The following is a 20,955-nucleotide window of genomic DNA, read 5'->3' as shown; positions in this document are numbered from 1 at the left end:
GTTCGGCGTGTCCGGCCCTGTCGCTGAGGGCCCCTAGAATGGAATTCATCATGACCGCACCGGGGGCTGCTCGCCCAGAAACCCCGATCGCGGGGCTCGTTGAATTGGCGCTCACCGCGCCGACCTTCCAGCAGCTGATCGACAGCGCGGCCGCGTCGCCGGCCGAGTTGAGCCTGGTGGGTCCAGCCAGCGCACGGTTGTTCGTCGCCAGCGCGCTGGCGCGGTTGGGCCCTCTGCTGGTAGTCACCGCGACCGGGCGCGAAGCCGACGACTTGACCGCCGAACTGCGCGGCGTCTTCGGCGACGCCGTCGCGGTGTTCCCGTCTTGGGAAACGCTGCCGCACGAGCGGCTTTCGCCCGGCGTCGACACCGTCGGCGCCCGGTTGACGGTGCTGCGCCGACTGGCCCATCCCGATGACGCGCGGCTGGGCCCGCCGCTGCAGGTGGTGGTGACCGCGGTGCGTTCGCTGCTGCAGCCGATGACGCCGCAGCTGGGTCTGGTGGAGCCGGTCACGTTGACCGTCGGCGCCGAGATCGAATTCGAGGGCGTGATCACCCGTCTCGCCGAGCTGGCCTACACCCGGGTCGACATGGTGGGCCGGCGCGGCGAATTCGCCGTGCGCGGCGGCATCCTCGACGTCTTCCCGCCGACCGCCGAGCATCCCGTGCGCATCGAGTTCTGGGGTGACGAGGTCAGCGAGATGCGGATGTTCTCGGTCGCCGATCAGCGCTCGATCCCCGAGATCGAGGTCGACACCGTGATCGCGGTCGCCTGCCGGGAACTGCTGCTGACCGATGAGGTGCGGCGGCGCGCCGCCGAACTGGCCGCGCGGCACCGCACCACCGAGCCCGCCATCACCGGCAGCGTCACCGACATGCTGGCCAAGATCGGCGAGGGCATTTCGGTCGACGGCATGGAGGCGCTGTTGCCGGTGCTTCGGCCCGGCGAGCACGTGCTGCTCACCGACCAATTGGCCCAGCGCACACCGGTTTTGGTGTGCGACCCGGAGAAGGTCCGTACCCGGGCCGCGGATCTGATCAAGACCGGCAGCGAATTCCTCGAAGCGTCGTGGTCGGTGGCCGCGCTGGGTACCGACGCCCCGGTCGACGTGGCGCAGTTCGGCGGGTCGGGATTCGCCGAACTCGACGACGTGCGGGCCGCGGCGGCCCGCGCCGGGCATCCGTGGTGGACGCTGAGCCAGCTGTCCGACGAGTCGGCCGTGGAACTGGAGATCCGGGCGGCGCCGTCGGCGCGCGGGCATCAGCACGACATCGACGGCATCTTCGCGATGCTGCGCGCGCACGTCTCCACCGGCGGCTACGCCGTCGTCGTCGCACCCGGGACCGGGACCGCGCACCGCGTGGTGGAACGGCTGGCCGAATGCGACACCCCCGCCGCCATGCTCGAATCGGGCGCCGCCCCCAAGGCCGGCGTGGTCGGTGTGCTCAAGGGCCCGCTGCACGACGGCGTCATCATCCCCGGCGCCACGTTGGTGGTGATCACCGAGTCCGACCTGACCGGCAGCCGGGTGACGGCCGTCGAGGGCAAACGCCTGGCGGCCAAGCGGCGCAACACCGTCGACCCGTTGGCGCTCACAGCCGGTGATCTCGTGGTGCATGATCAGCACGGCATCGGCCGGTTCGTGGAGATGGTCGAACGCACCGTCGGCGGCGCGCGCCGCGAGTACCTGGTGCTTGAATACGCCTCCACTAAGAACCGTGGTGGTGCGGCAAAAAACACAGACAAGCTGTATGTGCCGATGGATTCGCTGGACCAGCTGTCCCGGTACGTCGGCGGGCAGGCGCCGGCGCTGAGCAAGTTGGGCGGCAGCGACTGGACCAACACCAAGACCAAGGCGCGGCGTGCGGTGCGCGAGATCGCCGGCGAGCTGGTGTCGCTGTACGCCAAGCGGCAGGCCAGCCCGGGCCACGCGTTCGGGCCGGACACCCCGTGGCAGGCCGAGATGGAAGACGCCTTCGGCTACACCGAGACCGTCGACCAGCTCACCGCGATCACCGAGGTCAAGTCCGACATGGAAAAGCCGATCCCGATGGACCGGGTGATCTGCGGCGACGTCGGCTACGGCAAGACCGAGATCGCGGTGCGGGCGGCGTTCAAGGCGGTCCAGGACGGCAAGCAGGTCGCGGTGCTGGTGCCCACCACGCTGCTGGCCGACCAGCATCTGCAGACCTTCACCGACCGGATGACCGGGTTCCCGGTCACGGTCAAGGGCCTGTCCCGGTTCACCGACCCGGCGGAGTCCAAGGCCGTCATCGAGGGCCTGGCCGACGGATCGGTGGACGTGGTGATCGGCACGCATCGGCTGTTGCAGACCGGGGTGCGCTGGAAGGACCTGGGCCTGGTGGTGGTCGACGAGGAACAGCGGTTCGGCGTCGAGCACAAGGAGCACATCAAGAGCCTGCGCACCCACGTCGACGTGCTGACCATGAGCGCCACCCCGATTCCGCGGACGCTGGAGATGAGCCTGGCCGGCATCCGGGAGATGTCGACCATCCTGACGCCGCCCGAAGAGCGGTATCCGGTGCTGACCTATGTGGGCCCGCACGACGACAAGCAGGTCGCGGCGGCCCTGCGGCGCGAGTTGCTGCGCGACGGGCAGGTCTTCTACGTGCACAACCGGATCAGCTCGATCGACCGGGCGGCGGCCCGGATCCGCGAGCTGGTGCCCGAGGCGCGGGTGGTCGTCGCGCACGGGCAGATGCCCGAGGAACGGCTGGAACGCACGGTGCAGGGGTTCTGGAACCGCGAGTACGACATCCTCGTGTGCACCACGATCGTGGAGACCGGCCTGGACATCTCCAACGCGAACACCCTGATCGTCGAGCGCGCCGACACCTTCGGCCTCTCCCAGCTGCACCAGCTGCGCGGCCGGGTCGGCCGCAGCCGGGAGCGCGGCTACGCCTACTTCCTCTATCCGCCGCATTCGCCGCTCACCGAGACGGCGTATGACCGCCTTGCCACCATCGCGCAGAACAACGAGCTGGGCGCGGGCATGGCCGTCGCGATGAAGGACCTCGAAATCCGCGGGGCCGGCAACGTGCTGGGCGTCGAGCAGTCCGGGCACGTCGCCGGCGTCGGCTTCGACCTGTACGTCCGGCTGGTCGGCGAGGCGGTGGAGGCCTACCGGGCCGCCGCCGACGGTCAGACCGTCACCACCGCCGAGGAACCCAAGGACGTGCGGATCGACCTGCCGGTCGATGCGCACCTGCCGCCGGACTACATCGCCAGCGACCGGCTGCGGCTGGAGGGGTACCGGCGGCTGGCCGCCGCGACCTCCGACGCCGAGATCGACGCGGTCGTGGAGGAACTCGTCGACCGGTACGGGGCGCTGCCCGAACCGGCCCTGCGGCTGGTCGCGGTGGCGCGGCTGCGGCTGCTGTGCCGCGGCGCCGGCATCACCGAGGTGTCCGCGCCGTCGGCGGCCACGGTGCGGCTCTCGCCGATGACCCTGCCGGATTCGGCGCAGGTGCGGCTCAAGCGGATGTATCCGGCCGCGAACTACCGCGCCACGACGTCCACGGTGTCGGTTCCGATTCCGCGCGCCGGCGGGGTGGGCGCGCCGCGGCTGCGCGATGTCGAGCTGGTGCAGATGGTGGCCAACCTGGTCACGGCACTGCAAGGTAAGCCCCAGACGGACGTTGATATAACGAGCTCAGAACCCGCGAGAAGTGAGGAGCGACGAGCGCGATGACCTCCATCGTCGTCTTGTTCGACCCCCGCCGCCCCTCGCTGGTGCCCGTCGAGGCCGTCGAGCACCTGACCGGCGAGGTGCAATACACCGAAGAGATGCCCGTCGCGGTGCCCTGGTCGCTGCCCGCGGCGCGCCCGGTGCACTCCGGTGCGGACGCCCCGGTGCTGCTGTCGTCGGATCCCGAGCACCCCGCCGTCACCGCCCGGCTGGCGGCCGGCGCGCGGCTGATCTCGGCGCCGGAGACGCCCCGCGGTGAGCGGCTGGTCGATGCGGTGGCAATGATGGACAAACTGCGCACCGCCGGGCCGTGGGAAAGCGAGCAGACCCACGATTCGCTGCGCAGGTTTTTGCTGGAGGAGACCTACGAGCTGCTGGACGCCGTCGGCAGCGGCAACGCCGAGCAGTTGCGCGACGAACTCGGCGACCTGCTGCTGCAGGTGCTCTTTCACGCCCGCATCGCCGAGGATGCGCCGCACTCCGCCTTCACCATCGACGATGTCGCCGCCGCGCTGATGCGCAAACTGGGCAACCGCGTGCCGGGAGTGCTTGCCGGACAAGCGATTTCGCTTGAAGAGCAGTTGGCCCAGTGGGAAGAGCGGAAGGCGGCCGAGAAGCCGCGGAAGTCGGTGATGGACGACGTGCACACCGGGCAACCGGCTTTGGCGCTGGCCCAGAAGGTCATCGCCCGCGCCGGCAAAGCGGGCCTTCCCGCCGACCTGATCCCCGACGAGATCACCTCGGTCTCGGTGTCGGCCGACGTCGACGCCGAAAGTGCGTTGCGGACCGCCGTTCTGGACTTCGTGGAGACGGTCCGCGGAGTCGAGCGGACGATCGCGGCGGCGCGCCGCGGCGCCGGCGTTCCTTCAGCGTTCGACGTGGTCCCGCTCGGTGAGATCTCCGAGCAGGACTGGCGCGAGCACTGGCCGACCGCCGTACCGCCTGTCGACGAGGGGCCCACCGCCGACGACGCGGCCGACGACGCCTGACGGGCCGCGCCGCCCTTACCGCGGCGCCACCAGCCACTAATTCGCAGTTTCGGCCGTGGTGGAGAGCGACCGCCGGAATGTTTGCCCGATTTGTCCGCCCGGGCTGGGTAATATCGCCGATGAGGTTGCGAATCCCCGTGGTTGGCGACGGTCTGGCCGTGCTAGCCGACGCGGCCAACAGCTAACCGGGGATTAGCTGAAACCGGCGGAAAGTCGGTGCGCCGGGGCCCGAGGCGGCCGGGCAGCTCCCGGACGCATGGGACGATGGTGTGGCGGAAGTTGGTGCAGGCGAGTTTAGGGGAGCTCAGGAAAGCATGGTGTCGCCGAGGCGTTGGATGCGCGCGGCCGCCGTGATCGGCGCGACCGCGATCGTTCTGGCCTCCAGCTGCACCTGGCAGCTCAGCCTGTTCATCCCCGACGGCGTGCCGCCACCGGCCGGGGATCCGGTGCCCGCCGTGGACACCCATGCCAGCGGCCGGCCCGCGGATCAGTTGCGGGACTGGGCGGCGCAGCGGTCGGCGGGACTCGAAATCCCGGTGATCGCGCTCGAGGCCTACGCCTACGCGGCGCGGGTTGCCGAAGTCGAGAACCCGAAATGCCACATCGCGTGGACCACGCTGGCCGGCATCGGCCAGGTCGAGAGCCACCACGGCACCTACCGCGGCGCGCGGCTGGCACCCAACGGCGATGTGAGCCCCCCGATTCGGGGTGTCCGGCTCGACGGCAGCGGCGGCACGCTACGCATCGTTGACACCGAGGAAGCCGTCACCGACGACGACGGTGTGACGCGCGCCATGGGGCCGATGCAGTTCATCCCGGAGACGTGGCGGCTCTATGGGGTCGACGCTCACAACGACGGTCGCGTCAGCCCGGACAACATCGACGACGCCGCGCTCGCCGCGGCCGGTTACCTGTGTTGGCGCGGAAAGGATCTCGCCACCCCGCGCGGCTGGATCACCGCGCTGCGGGCCTACAACAACTCCGGGGTGTACGCCCGGGCGGTCCGCGATTGGGCCACCGCCTACGCGAAAGGTCACCCGCTGTAGCAGGATGTATCGCTGACCGGCGAAGCACGCACCGGCTACGACGCAAGGAGAACTCAGTGCCGATTATCGAGCAGGTCGGGGCCCGCGAAATCCTCGATTCCCGCGGAAACCCGACAGTCGAGGTCGAGATTGCCCTGATCGACGGAACGTTCGCCCGCGCCGCGGTGCCCTCCGGCGCGTCGACGGGCGAACACGAGGCCGTCGAGCTGCGCGACGGCGGCGAGCGTTACGGCGGCAAGGGCGTGCAGAAGGCGGTGCAGGCCGTGCTCGACGAGATCGGCCCGGCGGTGATCGGCCTGAACGCCGACGATCAGCGGTTGGTGGACCAGGCGCTGCTGGATCTGGACGGCACGCCCGACAAGTCGCGGCTGGGCGGCAACGCGATCCTGGGCGTCTCGCTTGCCGTGGCCAAGGCCGCCGCCGATTCCGCCGAGCTGCCGCTGTTCCGCTATCTCGGCGGCCCGAACGCGCACATCCTGCCGGTGCCGATGATGAACATCCTCAACGGCGGCGCGCACGCCGACACCGCCGTCGACATCCAGGAGTTCATGGTGGCGCCGATCGGTGCGCCCAGCTTCGCCGAGGCGCTGCGCTGGGGTGCGGAGGTGTATCACGCGCTGAAGTCGGTGCTCAAGAAGGAGGGCCTGAGCACCGGCCTGGGCGACGAGGGCGGCTTCGCCCCCGACGTGGCGGGCACCACCGCGGCCCTGGACCTGATCAGCCGGGCCATCGAGTCGGTCGGTTTCAAACCCGGTGCCGACGTGGCGCTGGCGCTCGACGCGGCGGCCACCGAATTCTTCACCGATCAGACCGGCTACAAGTTCGAGGGCAGCACCCGCACCGCCGCGCAGATGGCCGACTTCTACGCCGGGCTGCTCGGCTCGTATCCGCTGGTGTCCATCGAAGACCCGCTGTCGGAAGACGATTGGGACGGCTGGGCGACCCTGACCGCGTCGATCGGTGACCGGGTGCAGTTGGTCGGTGACGACATCTTCGTCACCAATCCCGAACGCCTGGAAGAGGGCATCGACAAGGGCGTGGCAAACGCCTTGCTGGTCAAGGTGAATCAGATCGGCACGCTGACCGAGACGCTGGACGCCGTCGCGCTCGCCCACCACAGCGGCTATCGCACGATGATGAGCCACCGCAGCGGCGAAACCGAGGACACCACCATCGCCGACCTGGCGGTGGCCGTGGGCAGCGGGCAGATCAAGACCGGCGCACCGGCCCGCAGCGAGCGCGTCGCCAAGTACAACCAGCTGCTGCGGATCGAGGAGGCGCTCGGTGACGCCGCCCGCTATGCCGGCGACCTGGCCTTCCCGCGTTATGCCGTGGAGGCGAAATAGCTTGACGCGCAACGGTTGACATGGCTGACGCGAAACGGCCCGACTCCAAACGGCGCTCCCCGGCATCACGCCCCGGGAAGGCCGGTGATACGGGTCGGCGCCGTCGCTCAGCCAAGCCGTCCTCCAAGCCGTCGTCGCGGACATCGCCCACCGCGAACCAGGCCGGCCGCGCCACGGCGCGAACGCAGCAAGAACATGTCGTCGAGCCCATCGTGCGTCAGGCCGCCGAATCGGTCGAGCAGCGCTCCGAGCAGCGGCTGGGTTTCACCGCGCGCCGGGCGGCGGTGCTTGCCGCGGTGATCTGCGTGCTGACTTTGACCATCGCCGGACCGGTGCGCACCTACTTCGCCCAGCGCACCGAGATGAACCAGCTGGCCGCCACCGAGGCGGCGCTGCGCCGTCAGGTCGCCGACTTAGAGCAGCGCAAGGCCAAACTCGGTGACCCGGCCTACATTGCGGCGCAGGCCCGCGAGCGGCTCGGCTTCGTCAAGCCCGGTGACATCCCATTCCAGGTGCAGCTTCCGCCGACGGCGGCCGAGCCGACGCAGCCCGGATCCCCGTCGACGAAGCCGGCCAACACCGACCCCTGGTACACGTCGCTGTGGCACACCATCGCCGACGCCCCGCACCTGCCGCCGGCCAATCCGCCTGCGCCGCAGAGCCCGCCGCCTCCGGCCGAACCGGGCTCTCCCGGTCCGGTGACCGCACCGAATCCCCCGGGTCCCGGTGGTTGATCGTGCCGACCTGGCAGCGGTGGCGCGCCAGCTCGGGCGCGAGCCGCGCGGGGTTATCGAAATCGCCTACCGTTGCCCGAATGGTGAGCCCGGGGTGGTGAAGACGGCACCGAAACTGCCCGACGGCACGCCTTTTCCGACGTTGTACTACCTGACCCATCCGGCGCTGACGGCGGCCGCCAGCCGGCTGGAGACGACGGGGTTGATGCGCGAGATGACCGAACGGCTGGGCCAGGACCCGGAGTTGGCGGCCGCCTACCGGCGCGCCCACGAGTCGTATCTGGCCGAACGGGACGCGATCGAATCGCTGGGCACCACCTTCTCCGGCGGCGGAATGCCCGACCGGGTCAAGTGCCTGCACGTGCTCATCGCCCATTCGCTGGCCAAGGGGCCCGGTGTGAACCCGTTCGGCGACGAGGCACTGGCGATCCTGGCCGGCGAGCCCGCGATGGCCGGCATCTTGGAGAACGGCCGATGGTGAACGGCAGGCTGGCCGGAATCGACTGCGGCACCAACTCGATTCGATTGCTGATCGCCGACGTCGACGGTGGGAGGCTGCGTGACGTGCACCGCGAGACGCGCATCGTGCGGCTGGGCCAGGGTGTCGACGCGACCGGTGAATTCGCGGCCGATGCGATAGCCCGCACCCGCGCGGCGCTCACCGACTACGCGTCGCTGCTGAAACGCCATGGGGCACAACGGGTGCGGATGGTAGCCACCTCCGCAGCTCGCGACGTCGCCAACCGCGACGCGTTCTTCGCGATGACCGCCGACGTGCTGGGCGCGGTGCTGCCCGGGGCGGTGGCGGAGGTGATCACCGGCGCCGAGGAGGCCTCGCTGTCGTTCCGCGGCGCCGTCGGCGAGTTAGACGCCGCGGCAGGGCCTTTCGTCGTCGTCGACCTGGGTGGCGGCTCCACCGAGATCGTCACCGGCGGCCATGCGGTGACGGCCAGCTACTCGGCCGACATCGGCTGCGTGCGGCTGACCGAACGGTGCCTGCATTCGGACCCCCCGACGCCCGAGGAAGTCGCGGCGGCGCGCCGGGTGGTGCGCGAGCGGCTCGAGGTGGCGCTCGGTGTGGTGCCCGTCGAGGGGGCGAAGACCTGGGTCGGGCTGGCCGGGACGATGACCACCCTGTCCGCGGTTGCCCACCACCTGACGACGTATGACTCTGCGGCCATCCATCTTTCGCGCGTCGCCGGTGACGACCTGCTGGCGGTGTGCGAACGGCTGATCGGCATGACGCGGGCCGAGCGCGCGGCGCTGCCGCCGATGCATGCGGGGCGCGCCGATGTGATCGCCGGGGGAGCCATCGTGGTCGAGGAGTTGGCCCGCGAGCTGCGCGCCCGGGCGGGCATCGACGAGCTGATCGTCAGCGAGCACGACATCCTGGACGGCATCGTGTTGTCCATCGCCGGGTAGGTCACATCCGACACACCGGCCCCTACAAAAGTGGACATGTCTTTTGCCCGCCTCGTAGCGACAACTCGGTCGGTGTCCTACCCGTGTGCGACCGTCCGGGGATGGGCTATTCACTCAAAGGAATCGAACTGCGCTACGTGCTGGCGATGCAGCTGGCGGTGCATGGCCCGGCGACCATCGCGGAATTGATCGAGGCGCTCACCTGGCACAGCTTCGGGGTGCGCGGCAGGCCATCGAAGGCGATCTCGGATGCCCTGCGCTGGGAGATCCAACGCGGCCGGGTGCGGCGCCTCGGGCGGGGCCGGTACGGGCCCGGGTACATGCCGCGCGGCACCGAACATCGGATCCATCAGCGCGTGCTGGCGCTGCGTGAGGAGGCCAAGTTGTCGCTGCGAGGCGGGCAATGAACTGACCTACCCGCGCGGAGGCCAGAGTGGCTGCAGTGAATCTGGCGCCCAGCCGGCCGCAAGACAAACGCCGCACGTCTCACGCCTCGAACCGATACCCCATCCCGGACTCGGTCAGCAGGTGCTTGGGATGCGAGGGGTCATCCTCGAGTTTGCGGCGCAGCTGCGCGAGATACACGCGCAGGTAATGGGTTTCGGTGGCATACGCCGGCCCCCACACCTCCTTGAGAAGCTCCTCGCGGCCGACCAACTTGCCGCGGTTGCGGACGAGGACTTCGAGCATCCCCCACTCGGTCGGGGTGAGGTGAATCTCGCTGCCGTTCTTGGTTACCTTCTTGGCGGCCAGGTCGACGGTGAACGATTCGGTCTCGATGACCGGTTGTTCGAGTTCGGAGGCCGCGGTGTTGCGCCGGACCGCAGCGCGCAGCCGCGCCAGGAACTCGTCCATGCCAAAGGGTTTCGTGACGTAGTCATCGGCCCCGGCGTCCAGCGCCTCGACCTTGTCCGACGAATCGGTGCGCGCCGACAACACGATGACCGGCGCGGTGAGCCAGCCGCGCAGACCCGCCAGCACGTCGATCCCGGAGATGTCGGGCAGGCCGAGGTCGAGGATCACCACGTCGGGCTTGTGTTCGGCGGCGGCCCGCAATGCCCCGGTGCCGCTGGACGCGGTGATCACCTCATAACCCCGCACGGACAGGTTGATGCGCAGTGCGCGCAGGATCTGCGGCTCGTCGTCGATCACCAAAACGCGAGTCACAGCGCGCCCATGTGGTGCGGCGCAGCCAAATCCACGATCACGGTCAGGCCGCCTCCCGGGGTGTCGGTGGCCGTAATTGTCCCGCCCATCGCTTCGACGAAGCCCCGCGCCACCGACATCCCCAGGCCCACGCCGGTGGTGTTGTCGTGATCACCGAGCCGCTGAAACGCTGCGAACATCTGCTCCTCGGCCCCGTGCGGGATTCCGGGACCTTCGTCGATGACGTTGATCAGCACGCGATCGCCCACCCGTCCGGCGTTGACCCGCACCACACAGTTGGGCGCGTAACGCAGCGCGTTGTCGATCAGATTGGCGAGCACCCGTTCTAGCAGCCCCGCATCGGCCATCACCATCGCATCGGCGACGTCGACCTTGACCCGGTCGATCGCGGACCGGAAGAAACCGGTGGCGCCCGCCCCGATGCTGACCAGGGCCCGCTGCACGGTCTCCTCCAAATACACGACGTGCAGGTCCGGGTGGATGACCCCGGCAGCCAAACGCGATGAGTCAAGCAGGTTTCCGACCAGCGCGGTCAGCTGGTCGATCGATTCCTCGATGGTGGCCAGCAATTCGGCGGTGTCGGTGGGGGAGAAGGCGACGTCTTCGGCGCGCAGGCTCGAGACCGCGACCTTGGCCGCCGCCAGAGGGGTCCGCAGGTCGTGGCTGACCGCCGACAGCAGGGAACGCCGCAGTTCGTCGGCCCGCACGATCGCCTCGGCGCGGCTGGCTTCCTCGGCGAGCTCGCGTTGCCTGATCAAACCCGCGGCCTGCCTGGCCACCGCGCCGAGCACCCGCCGGTCGCGCGCGGAAAGCTTCCTGCCGGCCAGCAGCATCCAGAACTCGTCGTCACCGACCTCGATCGCGCTGTCGGCGGAATCGATTGTCACACAGGGATCGCGGCCCACACACGCCACCACCTCACTCTTCTTGCCGCCGGCGCGCGCTTGGTCGTCGGGCTCGCGCAGCATGCTGACGGTCCGCTGTGCGTAGGTCTCACGGACTCGCTCGAGCAGCGTTTCCAGATCGGCGCCGCGCAGCACCGAACCGGCGAACAGGGTCAGCAGCTCGGCCTCCTGCGAGGCGCGCCGCGCTTCCCGGGTACGTTTGGCGGCGAAGTCGACCAGCACCGCGACGGCGACCGCGATGAGCAGCAGCACCAATTCGGTGATGGCGCTGTTGGGTTCGGCGATGGTGAAGCTGTGCCGCGGGGCGATCAGGAAATAATTCAGCAGCAACCCGGACAGCACGGCCGAAAGCACCGCGGGCGCAATGCCCCCCAACAGCCCGACCAGCAGCACGCCGACGAAGAACAGGGCGCTCTCGCCGCCGGTGTCCAGATACGGGTCCAGCGTCGTCACCGTGATCGCGCAGATGACCGACGGCACGATCAAGGCCGCCAGCCATGACGCCACCCGGCGCTCCCGGGGCGCCAGCGAGGACGCGCGGAATCCGCGCTTGGATTCCTCGTGGGTGACCAGGTGCACGTCGATCTTTCCCGACAGCTCGACGATCCGCGGGCCGATGCCCTCCTCGAACAGCCGCGCCCAGCGCGACCGCCGCGAGGTGCCGATCACCAGCTGTGTGGCGTTCATCTCGCGGGCGAATTCCAGTAGCGCCGTGGGTACCTCGTCGCCGACCACGGTGTGCATCGACGCGTCCAGGCTGCTGGCCAGTTCCCGGATCTTGGCCATCCGCGACTCCGACAACCCGGCCAGCCCGTCGCCGCGGATGACGTGCACCACCATCAGCTCGGCGGTCGACTTCGAGGCGATCCGGGATGCCCGTCGTACCAGCGTTTCGGACTCGGGGCCACCGGTGACCGCGACGACGACCCGTTCGCGGGCCTCCCACATGTCGGTGATCTTGTTCTCGGCCCGGTATTTGGCCAGGGCCGTGTCGACCTGGTCGGCCAGCCACAGCAGCGCCAATTCCCTTAGCGCGGTGAGGTTTCCACGGCGAAAGTAGTTCGACAGCGCGGCGTCGATGCGATCGGGCGCGTAGACATTGCCGTGAGACAGCCTGCGCCGCAACGCCTCCGGCGTGATGTCGATGAGCTCGACCTGCGACGCCTGGCGCACGATGAAGTCCGGTATGGTCTCCTTCTGCTCGATGCCGGTGATCTGCGCGACGACGTCGTTGAGGCTTTCCAGGTGCTGGACGTTGACGGTGGAGATCACGGTGATGCCGGCGTCGAGCAGTTCCTCGACGTCCTGCCACCGCTTGGGGTTCTTGCTGCCCGGCGTATTGGTGTGCGCAAGCTCGTCGACCAGCACGACCTGGGGGTGTCGCGCCAACACGGCCGGCACGTCGAGTTCGGGGAAGCTGCCGCCGCGATATTCGACATGGCGCGGCGGGATCACCTCGATGCCCTCAAGCAGCTCAGCGGTTTTCGAGCGCCCGTGGGTTTCCACCACGCCCGCCACCAGATCGGTGCCGCGTTCCAGCCGCCGATGCGCTTCGCCCAACATCGAGTACGTCTTACCCACGCCCGGAGCCGCACCGAGGTAGATGCGTAGCTCCCCGCGCTTGGGATGGTGGTCGCGGAGGCTGACGTCACTCACGTCAACCATCATCCCCCTCGCCGCTAGCTCGTGACCGGATACCGGCGGTCGAGTTGCAGATTAAGTTGCAGCACATTGACGCACGGTTCGCCGAAGAACCCGAGTCCGCGCCCGCTCTGGTTCCGCGCGACCACTGCACGGATCTGATCTGCGCTGACGTGGCGGACTTTGGCCACCCGTGCCACCTGAATCTCGGCGTAGGCGGGAGAGATGTTCGGGTCCAGGCCGCTGCCGCTGGCGGTCACCGCGTCGGCCGGCACCGCCGGGACGGCCGGGGCGGCGCCGCGGATCGGCACGATCTGGCCGATCGAATAGTCTTCGCCGTATTTGGCGCATTCGACACGCACACCCTGGTAGACGGTGAGGAAAGGGGCGGCTGTCGATCCGCACGGCTCGTTCACGCTGACCACCCGGGTCGGACGGATGACGCTGCCGCGCGTGTCCCGCGGGCCGATCACCGACAGCACCGCACCCACGCCGCCGCCCGTGCAGAACGGTCGCGACCCGTCGACCCCCTCCAGCCTGCCGACCGCGGCGCTGCGCGCGCACACCGTCGTCAACAGGCTCGGTTTGAAGCCCGCATCCGACGCCGACTTTCCGGCCGCCAGTTGGGCCGGGTCGGCGGGCGTGTCGACGATGCTTTCCGGGCCCAGGTTGCTGCCGCCCGACGACGTCGGGTCATACCCGATGCCGGCGGCCGACGGGCGACTCTGGAAGTACTGCGGCAGCGCGTTGCCGCTGGAATCGGTGAACGATTGGCCGATCAGTCTGCTGCCCACCGGCTTTCCGTTGGCGGTCAGAATCGACCCTTCGGCCTGGTCGCGCAGCCCGGGAAATTGCGCGATGACCCAGATGAACAGGGGATAGGCCAGGCCGGTGATCGCGGTCAGTACGAGCAGCGTGCGCAGTGCCGCCCAGTGCAGGCGGACGAAGTTCGAGAACGTCATGTCAGGACATCCCTGGGATGAATTGGACGATCAGGTCGATCGCCTTGATTCCGATGAACGGGGCGACGATGCCGCCGAGGCCATAGACATAGAGGTTGCGGCTCAACAACTTTGACGCGCTGCTCGGCGTGTACCGCACGCCGCGCAGCGACAGCGGGATCAGCAGCACGATGATGATCGCGTTGAATATGACCGCGGACAGGATGGCCGATTGCGGGCTGTGCAGCCGCATCACGTTGAGCAGATCCAGGCCGGGAAACAGTGCGACGAACATCGCCGGGATGATCGCGAAGTACTTCGCGATGTCGTTGGCGATCGAGAAGGTGGTCAGCGCGCCCCGGGTGATCAGCAGCTGCTTGCCGATCTCGACGATCTCGATGAGTTTGGTGGGATCGGAGTCCAGGTCCACCATGTTGCCGGCCTCTTTGGCGGCCGACGTGCCGGTGTTCATCGCCACCCCCACGTCGGCCTGAGCCAGTGCGGGTGCGTCGTTGGTGCCGTCGCCCGTCATCGCGACCAGCTTGCCGCCCTCCTGCTCGCGCTTGATCAGGTCGAGCTTGTCCTCGGGCGTGGCCTCGGCCAGGAAGTCGTCCACGCCCGCTTCGTCGGCGATTGCCTTGGCCGTCAACGGGTTATCGCCGGTGATCATCACCGTCCGGATGCCCATCTTGCGCATCTCGTCGAACCGCTCGCGCATGCCCTGCTTGACGACGTCCTTGAGGTGGATGACCCCCAGCACTCTCGCCTCGCCGCCCCGACATTCGCCGACGACCAGCGGGGTGCCGCCCCCGGCGGAGATGCCGTCGACGACCTGACCGAGCTGCGGGGGGACCTTGCCGCCTTGGGCGCGGGCCCATTCCGCGACCGAGCTCGCCGCGCCCTTGCGCAGCAGGTGACCGTCGAGGTCGACGCCCGACATCCGGGTGGAGGCCGAGAACGTCACCCATTGGGCCTGGGACAGCTCACCCGGTGTGCGCGCACGCAGCCCGAAGTGCTGCTTGGCGAACACGACAACCGAACGGCCCTCGGGTGTTTCGTCGGCCAGGCTGGACAGCTGGGCGGCGTCGGCCAGCTGCTCGGCGGAGATGCCGTCGAGCGGGATGAAGGCCGCGGCCTGCCGGTTGCCCAGCGTGATGGTGCCCGTCTTGTCCAGCAGCAGGGTGTTGACGTCGCCGGCGGCCTCCACCGCCCGCCCGGACATGGCGAGCACGTTGCGCTGCACCAGCCGGTCCATGCCGGCGATGCCGATGGCCGACAGCAGCGCACCGATCGTCGTCGGGATCAGGCACACCAGCAACGACACCATCACGATGCCGGTGACACCGCTTGCGTCCAGCGCCTGGCCATCCGGGACGCCCGGGTTGTTTGCCTTGGCGTAGATCGCCAACGGCTGCAGGGTCGCGACGGCGAACACGAAGATGATCGTCAACGCGGCCAGCAGGATGTTCAACGCGATCTCGTTCGGGGTCTTCTGCCGGTTGGCGCCCTCGACGAGCGCGATCATCCGGTCGATGAAGCTCTCCCCGGGCTTCTGGGTGATCCGCACGACGATGCGGTCGCTGAGCACGGTGGTGCCGCCGGTGACCGCCGACCGGTCGCCGCCGGACTCGCGGATCACCGGGGCCGATTCGCCGGTGATGGCCGATTCGTCCACCGACGCAATGCCTTCCACCACGTCGCCGTCGCCGGGGATCACCTGTCCCGCCTCGACCACCACGACGTCGCCCTGCTGCAACTGCGGCGCGGCGACCGCTTCCTCGACCGCGGCCGCGCCGGGCGCCCACTCCTTGAGGCGGCGCGCCAAGGTCTGGGTCTTGGCGCGGCGCAACGTCTCGGCCTGGGCCTTGCCGCGGCCTTCGGCCACCGCCTCGGCGAGATTGGCGAACAACACCGTGAGCCACAGCCAGATCACGGTCAGCAAGGCGAACCACGTCGGGTCGATGATCGCCAGCGCGGTGCTCCAGGCGGCGCCGATTTCGACGATCAGCATCACCGGGTTGCGCCACAGGCTGCGCGGGTCGAGCTTGCGCAGCGCATCCGGGGCGGACTTCCACAGCATCTTCGGGTCGAGCAGCCCGCCCTGCACCCGCTTCCTGCCGGTGGGCGGCGTCGGCTGGGTCTGCTGCTCGGCGGGGTGGATCGCGGTCGCGGTCATCAGTGGATTCCTTCGGCGAGAGGCCCGAGCGCGAGCATGGGCAGGAACGTCAGGGCAACGACAATCAACGTGACGCCGGCGACCATGCCCACGAATTGGGGTCGGTGGGTGGGCAGGGTGCCCGCGGAATCCGGTGTGCTGCCCTGCCTGGCCAGCGACCCCGCCAACGCCAGAACGAGCACGATGGGCAGAAACCGGCCGAACGCCATGGCCAGGCCGAGAGCCGTGTTGTACCAGTCGGTGTTGGCGCTCAGGCCCGCGAAGGCCGACCCGTTGTTGTTGGCCGCCGAGGTGAACGCGTAGAGGACCTCCGAAAGCCCGTGCGGTCCGCCGTTGAGCATGCCGGCCCGTTCGCCCGGCAGCGCCATCGCGATCGCGGTGCCGGTCAGCACGATCAACGGGGTGACCAGGAAATAGCTTGCGGCGAGCTTGATCTCGCGCGGGTTGATCTTCTTGCCGAGGTACTCCGGCGTGCGCCCGACCATCAGGCCGGCCACGAAGACGGTGATCACCGCCAGCACGAGGATGCCGTACAGGCCCGACCCGGTGCCGCCGGGGGCGACCTCGCCCAACTGCATGTTGAACATCGCGATCATGCCGCCGAGGCTGGTCAGCGAGTCATGGGTGGAGTCGACCGCGCCGGTGGAGGTCAGCGTGGTCGCGGCGGCGAACACCCCGGAATCAGTGACGCCGAAGCGCTGCTCGACCCCCTCCATCGCCGCGCCGACCGACGTCGGCACCGTGCCGTGGTGTTGCGCCTGGAACCACAGCATGAACGCCGTGCTGGTGGTGTAGAGCGTCGCCATCACGGCCGCAATCGCGAAGCCCTGCTTGGTGTTACCCACCATGCGCCCGAAGGTGCGTGGCAGCGAGAAGCCGATCACCAGGATCAGGAAGATCTCCAGCCAGTTGGTCCACACCGTCGGGTTCTCGAACGGGTGCGCGGAGTTCGCGTTGTAGAAGCCGCCGCCGTTGGTGCCGAGCTCCTTGATGACCTCCTGGCTGGCCACCGGGCCGCCGGTGATGGTCTGCTGGGTGCCGTTGAGGGTCGTGACCACCTGGTCGTGCAGGTGGAAGTTCTGGATCGCCCCCCCGGCCACCAGCAGAATCGCGCTGAGGACGGCGATGGGCAGCAGGATGCGCAGCGTTCCGCGGACCAGGTCCACCCAGAAATTGCCCAGCTCACCGGTGCGTCGGCGGGCGAACCCGCGCACCAGCGCGACGGCCACCGCCATCCCGACGGCGGCCGACACGAAGTTCTGCACCGCCAGGCCGGCCATCTGCACCAGGTGGCCCTGGGTGGTTTCACCGGAGTAGCCCTGCCAGTTGGTGTTGGTGACGAAGCTGACCGCGGTGTTCCACGCCAGCGAGGGCGTCATCTTCGTGGCGGGATCGTGCAGATGCAGCGGCAACTTGTCCTGCACGAGCTGGAATCCGAACAGGAACAGGACGCTGACCGACGAGAACGCCAGCACGCTGCGCGCATAGGCGCCCCACGTCTGCTCGGAGCGGGCGTCGACGCCGATCACTCGGTAGATCAGCCGTTCGACGTGGAGGTCTTTTTCCGACGTGTACACGCGAAACATGTAGTCGCCGAAGGGCACATGCACCACCACCACCGCCGCCACGAGTACGACGAAGAACAGGACCCCGGCCGTTGTCGTGTTCACTTAGAACCTTTCCGGGAACAGCAGCGCGACCCCGAGGTAGAGCGCAACGAGGATCGAAAGCACCAGGCCGACCGCGTTTTGGTAGTTCACAGTCGCTCGACCAACTTCTGGGCCACGCCGAGTGCGGCGAACACCGCCACAGTCAGCACGACATACACCACCGCGCCCATCTCTTCTCCGTCCCGTGCCTGCATACGAAAGGACCTCGACGAGCCAGCCACCGCGCGCCGGCCAAGTCAGCTCGAAACTAATTGGGGTACGCGGGCAACGGGCTTTGGGTTGACGCTTTCCTAACAGCGCCGCAGCGGCTCTTTACGTTTCCTTTACGGCCCGCCGACCCGGTAAATGCGCAGACAAAGTGCGAGGAGGGGCCGGCTGAATTACCGGCTCGACGCGGGGTGGGCCGGATCGTCCACCAGCGGCAGCCGCACCCGGAAAACCGTGCGGCCCTCGGTGGATTCGGCCGTGACCGAACCATGATGGGCCTTGACGATCGAACTGACGATGGCCAGGCCCAAACCGTTGCCCGAGCCGTTGGATCTCGACTTGTCGGCCCGGACGAACCGCTCGAACAACCTGGGCAGCAGGTCCTCGTCGATGCCCGGGCCGTCGTCGGCGACGGTTATTTCCGCATACGCTGCGGGACCGTCACGGCGACAGGTGATTCCGGTCGTCACCGTCACCCCGGGCGGGGTATGCACGCGGGCGTTGCTGAGCAGGTTGCTGACCAGCTGATGCAACCGGGCGTGATCGCCGCGCACCCACACCGGCCCGTCGGGCAGTTCCTTGACCCAGTGGTGCGTCAACGCGGCCACCCGCGCGTCGTTGACCGCATTGCTGACCACCTCGGCCAGGTCGACGTCCTCGGATTGCAGGTCTTGGCCTTCGCCCAGCCGGGACAGCAGGAGCAATTCGTCGACGAGTAAGGCCATCCGCCGTGCCTCGGACTCGATGCGGGCCAACGCGTATTCCGTGGTGGGCGGCAGCGCCGAGCTGTCCTGCCGGGTGAGTTCGGCATAGCCCTGAATGGCGGCCAGCGGTGTGCGCAATTCGTGGCTGGCGTCGGTGATGAACTGGCGCATCCGCAGATCGGACTCGACCCGGTGCGCCAGCGCGCTGTCGACGTTGTCCAACAAGCGATTCAACGTGTGCCCGACGATCCCGACCTCGTTTTGCGGGTTGGTGTCCTGCGGGGGGACTCGGACGCTGATCCGGTGGTCGTCGCCGGTGAGCGGCATGGCGGCGACGTCGGCGGCGATCGACGCCAGCCGGCGCAGCGGGCGCAGCGTGTAGCCCACCACCCACACGGTGAGCCCGGCGGTGATCACCAACGCGGTCGCGGTGAGCACGGTGGTGGTGAGCTGTTTGCGCGCGATGATGCGGTCGGCGAGGTTCTGCGACACCCCGACGATCAGGACGTCGGACCCGACGACGGTGCTGTCGACGCGATGCGGCCCGAGCCGGCCGAGGATCTCGGTGCGCGGCGGTCCATCGCCCCACGATTGCGCTTGCAGATCCCGGACGACGTCGGGCGGCGCGGGCCTCGGTTCATCCTCGGAGAACACCGCCGACCCGATCACGGTGCCGTTGTGCAGCACGGCGATGAGGTTGCCCGGCGTCTCCCCGGTGAACTCCAGCATCGCCTGGTCGATCGGCGGGGTGCCGGGATGCGACGAAACATGTTCGCCGTGCTGGTATTTCGTGTACTGATGGCTGAACGCGTCCAGGGACTCGGCGACGTCGGCATCGCTCATGATGTTGACATAGCCGCGCAGGCTCAGCACCGAGACGATGCCGACCGTCACCAGCACCACGCTGACCACAGCCAGCACACCGAGCAACAACTGGCGGCGCAGCGAGTGGGGAAACCACCGGGAAAAATCCCCGGAGGCGGTGCCCCGGACTCGGGTCATTCCGCCGGCCGCAGCATGTACCCCACCCCGCGCACGGTATGAATCATCGGTTCGCGCCCGGAGTCGATCTTCTTTCGCAGGTACGAGATGTACAGATCGACGATGCTGGTGCGCCCGGCGAAGTCGTAATTCCAGACGCGGTCCAGGATCTCGGTGCGGCTCAGCGCGCGACGGGGATTGCGCATGAGGAAGCGCAGCAGTTCGAACTCGGTGGAGGACAGCGATATCTTGTCGCCGGCCCGGGTGACCTCCCGGCTCGCGCTGTCGATCTTGAGGTCGCCGACCTTGAGGGTTTCGGCGGTCGGCGTGGGTTGCTGGCCGGACCGGCGAAGCAGCCCGCGCAGCCGGGCGACCAGTTCCTCGAGGCTGAACGGCTTGGTCATGTAGTCGTCGGCGCCCGCGGTCAGACCGGTGACCCGGTCCATCACCGAGTCCCGCGCGGTGAGGAAGAGGGTGGGAGTGTAAGCGTCGGACTGGCGGACGCGTTCCAGGATCCGCAACCCGTCGACGTCGGGAAGCATGATGTCGAGGACGAGGACGTCGGGGCTGACCCGGTCGAACTTGGCCATGGCCTCGCGCCCGTTGTGGGCGATGTCGACCACCCAGCCCTCGTAGTGCAGCGCCATCTTGACCAGATTGGTCAGCGCCGGCTCGTCGTCGACCAGCAAAACCCTGATGGGGGATCCGTCGGCGCGGGAGATCCTGGGCAGCTGGCCCAGGATGGCCTGGCGTGGGCGCTGCGAACTGGAGTATTCCGACATCACGGTCATGTTCCTACATTGTGGCAAGGCACATACAGGATTGTCACGGAGTTCATAGAGTTCTCAAATGTGGCAAACCCTCGTCGGCCACGGCGGGAGGCCGTTCTCCCACCCCGGTCCGGTGCGAACCCGGCGCGGCGCCGCGCCGGATCGGGTTGCGGCCCTTGCCGATTCCGGATTACTCGGCGGCCGGATCGCCGAGTTCGTCAGTGCCGTTGCGGCACGGGTGGATTGGGCTACCCGCATACGAGAACCGGGGCCGCGCACCAGATCGGTGCGCGGCCCCGGCGTCGAGAGAAGGCGTCAGGCCCAGCTGGACCCGACGGCGCTGTCGGTGCTGGCCATGTTGCTGCCCGCGGACTGGACCTTCTGTCCGTGGGAGTTGGCCTGCTCGTAGATGACCTGGAAGTTGCGACCCAACTGGGTGATGAACTCCTGGCATGCCACCGAACCCGCACCGCCCCAGAAGTCGCCGGCAGCAAGCACATCACGAACGATGGCCTGGTGCTCGGCCTCCAAGGACGCGGCCTGGGC

The 20,955-nt window shown here is 68.6% G+C and carries 17 protein-coding genes and 1 pseudogene; 8 read left to right on the top strand and 10 right to left on the bottom strand.

What is annotated here, in order from left to right:
- Nucleotides 1–50 precede the first annotated feature (50 nt).
- From mfd to DQP58_RS14845, 8 genes and pseudogenes are all read left to right on the top strand, one after another.
- Nucleotides 51–3,713 (top strand): transcription-repair coupling factor, encoded by a 3,663-nt coding sequence (gene mfd / locus DQP58_RS14880; protein WP_165827878.1) that lies wholly within the window; start codon nucleotides 51–53, stop codon nucleotides 3,711–3,713.
- Nucleotides 3,710–4,692, top strand: a pseudogene (locus DQP58_RS14875) (nucleoside triphosphate pyrophosphohydrolase); the annotation flags it as partial. The gene mfd and the pseudogene DQP58_RS14875, both read left to right, overlap by 4 nt.
- Nucleotides 4,693–5,016: 324 nt before the next feature.
- Nucleotides 5,017–5,745 carry a lytic transglycosylase domain-containing protein gene (locus tag DQP58_RS14870; RefSeq protein ID WP_112709106.1) on the top strand — a complete coding sequence of 243 codons (729 nt, stop codon included), beginning with the start codon at nucleotides 5,017–5,019 and terminating at the stop codon, nucleotides 5,743–5,745.
- 56 nt (nucleotides 5,746–5,801) lie between these two features.
- Nucleotides 5,802–7,091 carry a phosphopyruvate hydratase gene (gene eno / locus DQP58_RS14865; protein ID WP_112709094.1) on the top strand — a complete coding sequence of 430 codons (1,290 nt, stop codon included), beginning with the start codon at nucleotides 5,802–5,804 and terminating at the stop codon, nucleotides 7,089–7,091.
- 20 nt (nucleotides 7,092–7,111) lie between these two features.
- Nucleotides 7,112–7,825 carry an FtsB family cell division protein gene (locus DQP58_RS14860; protein ID WP_112709093.1) on the top strand — a complete coding sequence of 238 codons (714 nt, stop codon included), beginning with the start codon at nucleotides 7,112–7,114 and terminating at the stop codon, nucleotides 7,823–7,825.
- The gene (locus tag DQP58_RS14855; protein WP_112709092.1) at nucleotides 7,818–8,306 is read left to right on the top strand and encodes a DUF501 domain-containing protein; all 489 of its coding nucleotides are present in this window, start codon (nucleotides 7,818–7,820) and stop codon (nucleotides 8,304–8,306) included. The genes DQP58_RS14860 and DQP58_RS14855 overlap by 8 nt, the downstream gene beginning before the upstream one ends.
- Entirely contained in the window at nucleotides 8,300–9,247 is a 948-nt protein-coding gene (locus DQP58_RS14850) for a Ppx/GppA phosphatase family protein (protein ID WP_112709091.1), read from the top strand. The genes DQP58_RS14855 and DQP58_RS14850 overlap by 7 nt, the downstream gene beginning before the upstream one ends.
- A 101-nt stretch (nucleotides 9,248–9,348) precedes the next feature.
- Nucleotides 9,349–9,654 carry a hypothetical protein gene (locus tag DQP58_RS14845; protein ID WP_112709090.1) on the top strand — a complete coding sequence of 102 codons (306 nt, stop codon included), beginning with the start codon at nucleotides 9,349–9,351 and terminating at the stop codon, nucleotides 9,652–9,654.
- Between the two features lie 79 nt (nucleotides 9,655–9,733).
- On the opposite strand, the gene DQP58_RS14840 is transcribed toward DQP58_RS14845, so the two are convergent.
- The 10 genes from DQP58_RS14840 to DQP58_RS14795 form a co-directional block, all read right to left on the bottom strand.
- Complete coding sequence (locus DQP58_RS14840; protein ID WP_112709089.1) at nucleotides 9,734–10,414, bottom strand: response regulator; 681 nt, start codon at nucleotides 10,412–10,414, stop codon at nucleotides 9,734–9,736.
- Nucleotides 10,411–12,987: a sensor histidine kinase gene (locus DQP58_RS14835; RefSeq protein ID WP_112709088.1), complete on the bottom strand. Its 2,577-nt coding sequence runs from the start codon at nucleotides 12,985–12,987 to the stop codon at nucleotides 10,411–10,413. The genes DQP58_RS14840 and DQP58_RS14835 overlap by 4 nt, the downstream gene beginning before the upstream one ends.
- 11 nt (nucleotides 12,988–12,998) lie before the next feature.
- Nucleotides 12,999–13,922 carry a potassium-transporting ATPase subunit C gene (locus DQP58_RS14830; protein WP_112709087.1) on the bottom strand — a complete coding sequence of 308 codons (924 nt, stop codon included), beginning with the start codon at nucleotides 13,920–13,922 and terminating at the stop codon, nucleotides 12,999–13,001.
- A 1-nt stretch (nucleotide 13,923) separates the two neighbouring features.
- Nucleotides 13,924–16,077, bottom strand: a complete 2,154-nt coding sequence (gene kdpB, locus DQP58_RS14825) for a potassium-transporting ATPase subunit KdpB (RefSeq protein ID WP_112709086.1) — start codon at nucleotides 16,075–16,077, stop codon at nucleotides 13,924–13,926.
- Nucleotides 16,077–17,747, bottom strand: coding sequence for a potassium-transporting ATPase subunit KdpA (kdpA, locus tag DQP58_RS14820; RefSeq protein ID WP_112709085.1), 1,671 nt, complete (start codon nucleotides 17,745–17,747; stop codon nucleotides 16,077–16,079). Before kdpA ends, kdpB begins: the two co-directional genes overlap by 1 nt.
- Complete coding sequence (locus tag DQP58_RS14815) at nucleotides 17,748–17,837, bottom strand: potassium-transporting ATPase subunit F (RefSeq protein ID WP_112709084.1); 90 nt, start codon at nucleotides 17,835–17,837, stop codon at nucleotides 17,748–17,750.
- The gene (locus DQP58_RS14810) at nucleotides 17,834–17,917 is read right to left on the bottom strand and encodes a potassium ABC transporter ATPase (protein ID WP_112631949.1); all 84 of its coding nucleotides are present in this window, start codon (nucleotides 17,915–17,917) and stop codon (nucleotides 17,834–17,836) included. Before DQP58_RS14810 ends, DQP58_RS14815 begins: the two co-directional genes overlap by 4 nt.
- A gap of 210 nt (nucleotides 17,918–18,127) precedes the next feature.
- Nucleotides 18,128–19,660 (bottom strand): sensor histidine kinase, encoded by a 1,533-nt coding sequence (locus tag DQP58_RS14805; RefSeq protein ID WP_112709083.1) that lies wholly within the window; start codon nucleotides 19,658–19,660, stop codon nucleotides 18,128–18,130.
- Nucleotides 19,657–20,430 (bottom strand): response regulator transcription factor, encoded by a 774-nt coding sequence (locus tag DQP58_RS14800; RefSeq protein ID WP_112709082.1) that lies wholly within the window; start codon nucleotides 20,428–20,430, stop codon nucleotides 19,657–19,659. Before DQP58_RS14800 ends, DQP58_RS14805 begins: the two co-directional genes overlap by 4 nt.
- A 294-nt stretch (nucleotides 20,431–20,724) precedes the next feature.
- Nucleotides 20,725–20,955: WXG100 family type VII secretion target (locus DQP58_RS14795; RefSeq protein ID WP_112709081.1), on the bottom strand; the 231-nt coding region annotated here is incomplete at its 5' end.

It is taken from the genome of Mycobacterium colombiense (assembly GCF_003284975.1).
Lineage (GTDB): Bacteria > Actinomycetota > Actinomycetes > Mycobacteriales > Mycobacteriaceae > Mycobacterium > Mycobacterium europaeum_A.
This window is presented reverse-complemented; position numbering and strand designations above follow the sequence as displayed.

What these genes read in the sequence shown, in the direction of transcription:
- kdpB (WP_112709086.1), bottom strand. Translation starts at nt 16,077, where the DNA reads ATGACCGCGACCGCGATCCACCCCGCCGAGCAGCAGACCCAGCCGACG.
- DQP58_RS14830 (WP_112709087.1), bottom strand. Translation starts at nt 13,922, where the DNA reads ATGACGTTCTCGAACTTCGTCCGCCTGCACTGGGCGGCACTGCGCACG.
- DQP58_RS14845 (WP_112709090.1), top strand. Translation starts at nt 9,349, where the DNA reads ATGGGCTATTCACTCAAAGGAATCGAACTGCGCTACGTGCTGGCGATG.
- DQP58_RS14800 (WP_112709082.1), bottom strand. Translation starts at nt 20,430, where the DNA reads ATGACCGTGATGTCGGAATACTCCAGTTCGCAGCGCCCACGCCAGGCC.
- DQP58_RS14805 (WP_112709083.1), bottom strand. Translation starts at nt 19,660, where the DNA reads ATGACCCGAGTCCGGGGCACCGCCTCCGGGGATTTTTCCCGGTGGTTT.
- DQP58_RS14835 (WP_112709088.1), bottom strand. Translation starts at nt 12,987, where the DNA reads ATGATGGTTGACGTGAGTGACGTCAGCCTCCGCGACCACCATCCCAAG.
- DQP58_RS14810 (WP_112631949.1), bottom strand. Translation starts at nt 17,917, where the DNA reads ATGGGCGCGGTGGTGTATGTCGTGCTGACTGTGGCGGTGTTCGCCGCA.
- DQP58_RS14860 (WP_112709093.1), top strand. Translation starts at nt 7,112, where the DNA reads ATGGCTGACGCGAAACGGCCCGACTCCAAACGGCGCTCCCCGGCATCA.
- DQP58_RS14850 (WP_112709091.1), top strand. Translation starts at nt 8,300, where the DNA reads ATGGTGAACGGCAGGCTGGCCGGAATCGACTGCGGCACCAACTCGATT.
- mfd (WP_165827878.1), top strand. Translation starts at nt 51, where the DNA reads ATGACCGCACCGGGGGCTGCTCGCCCAGAAACCCCGATCGCGGGGCTC.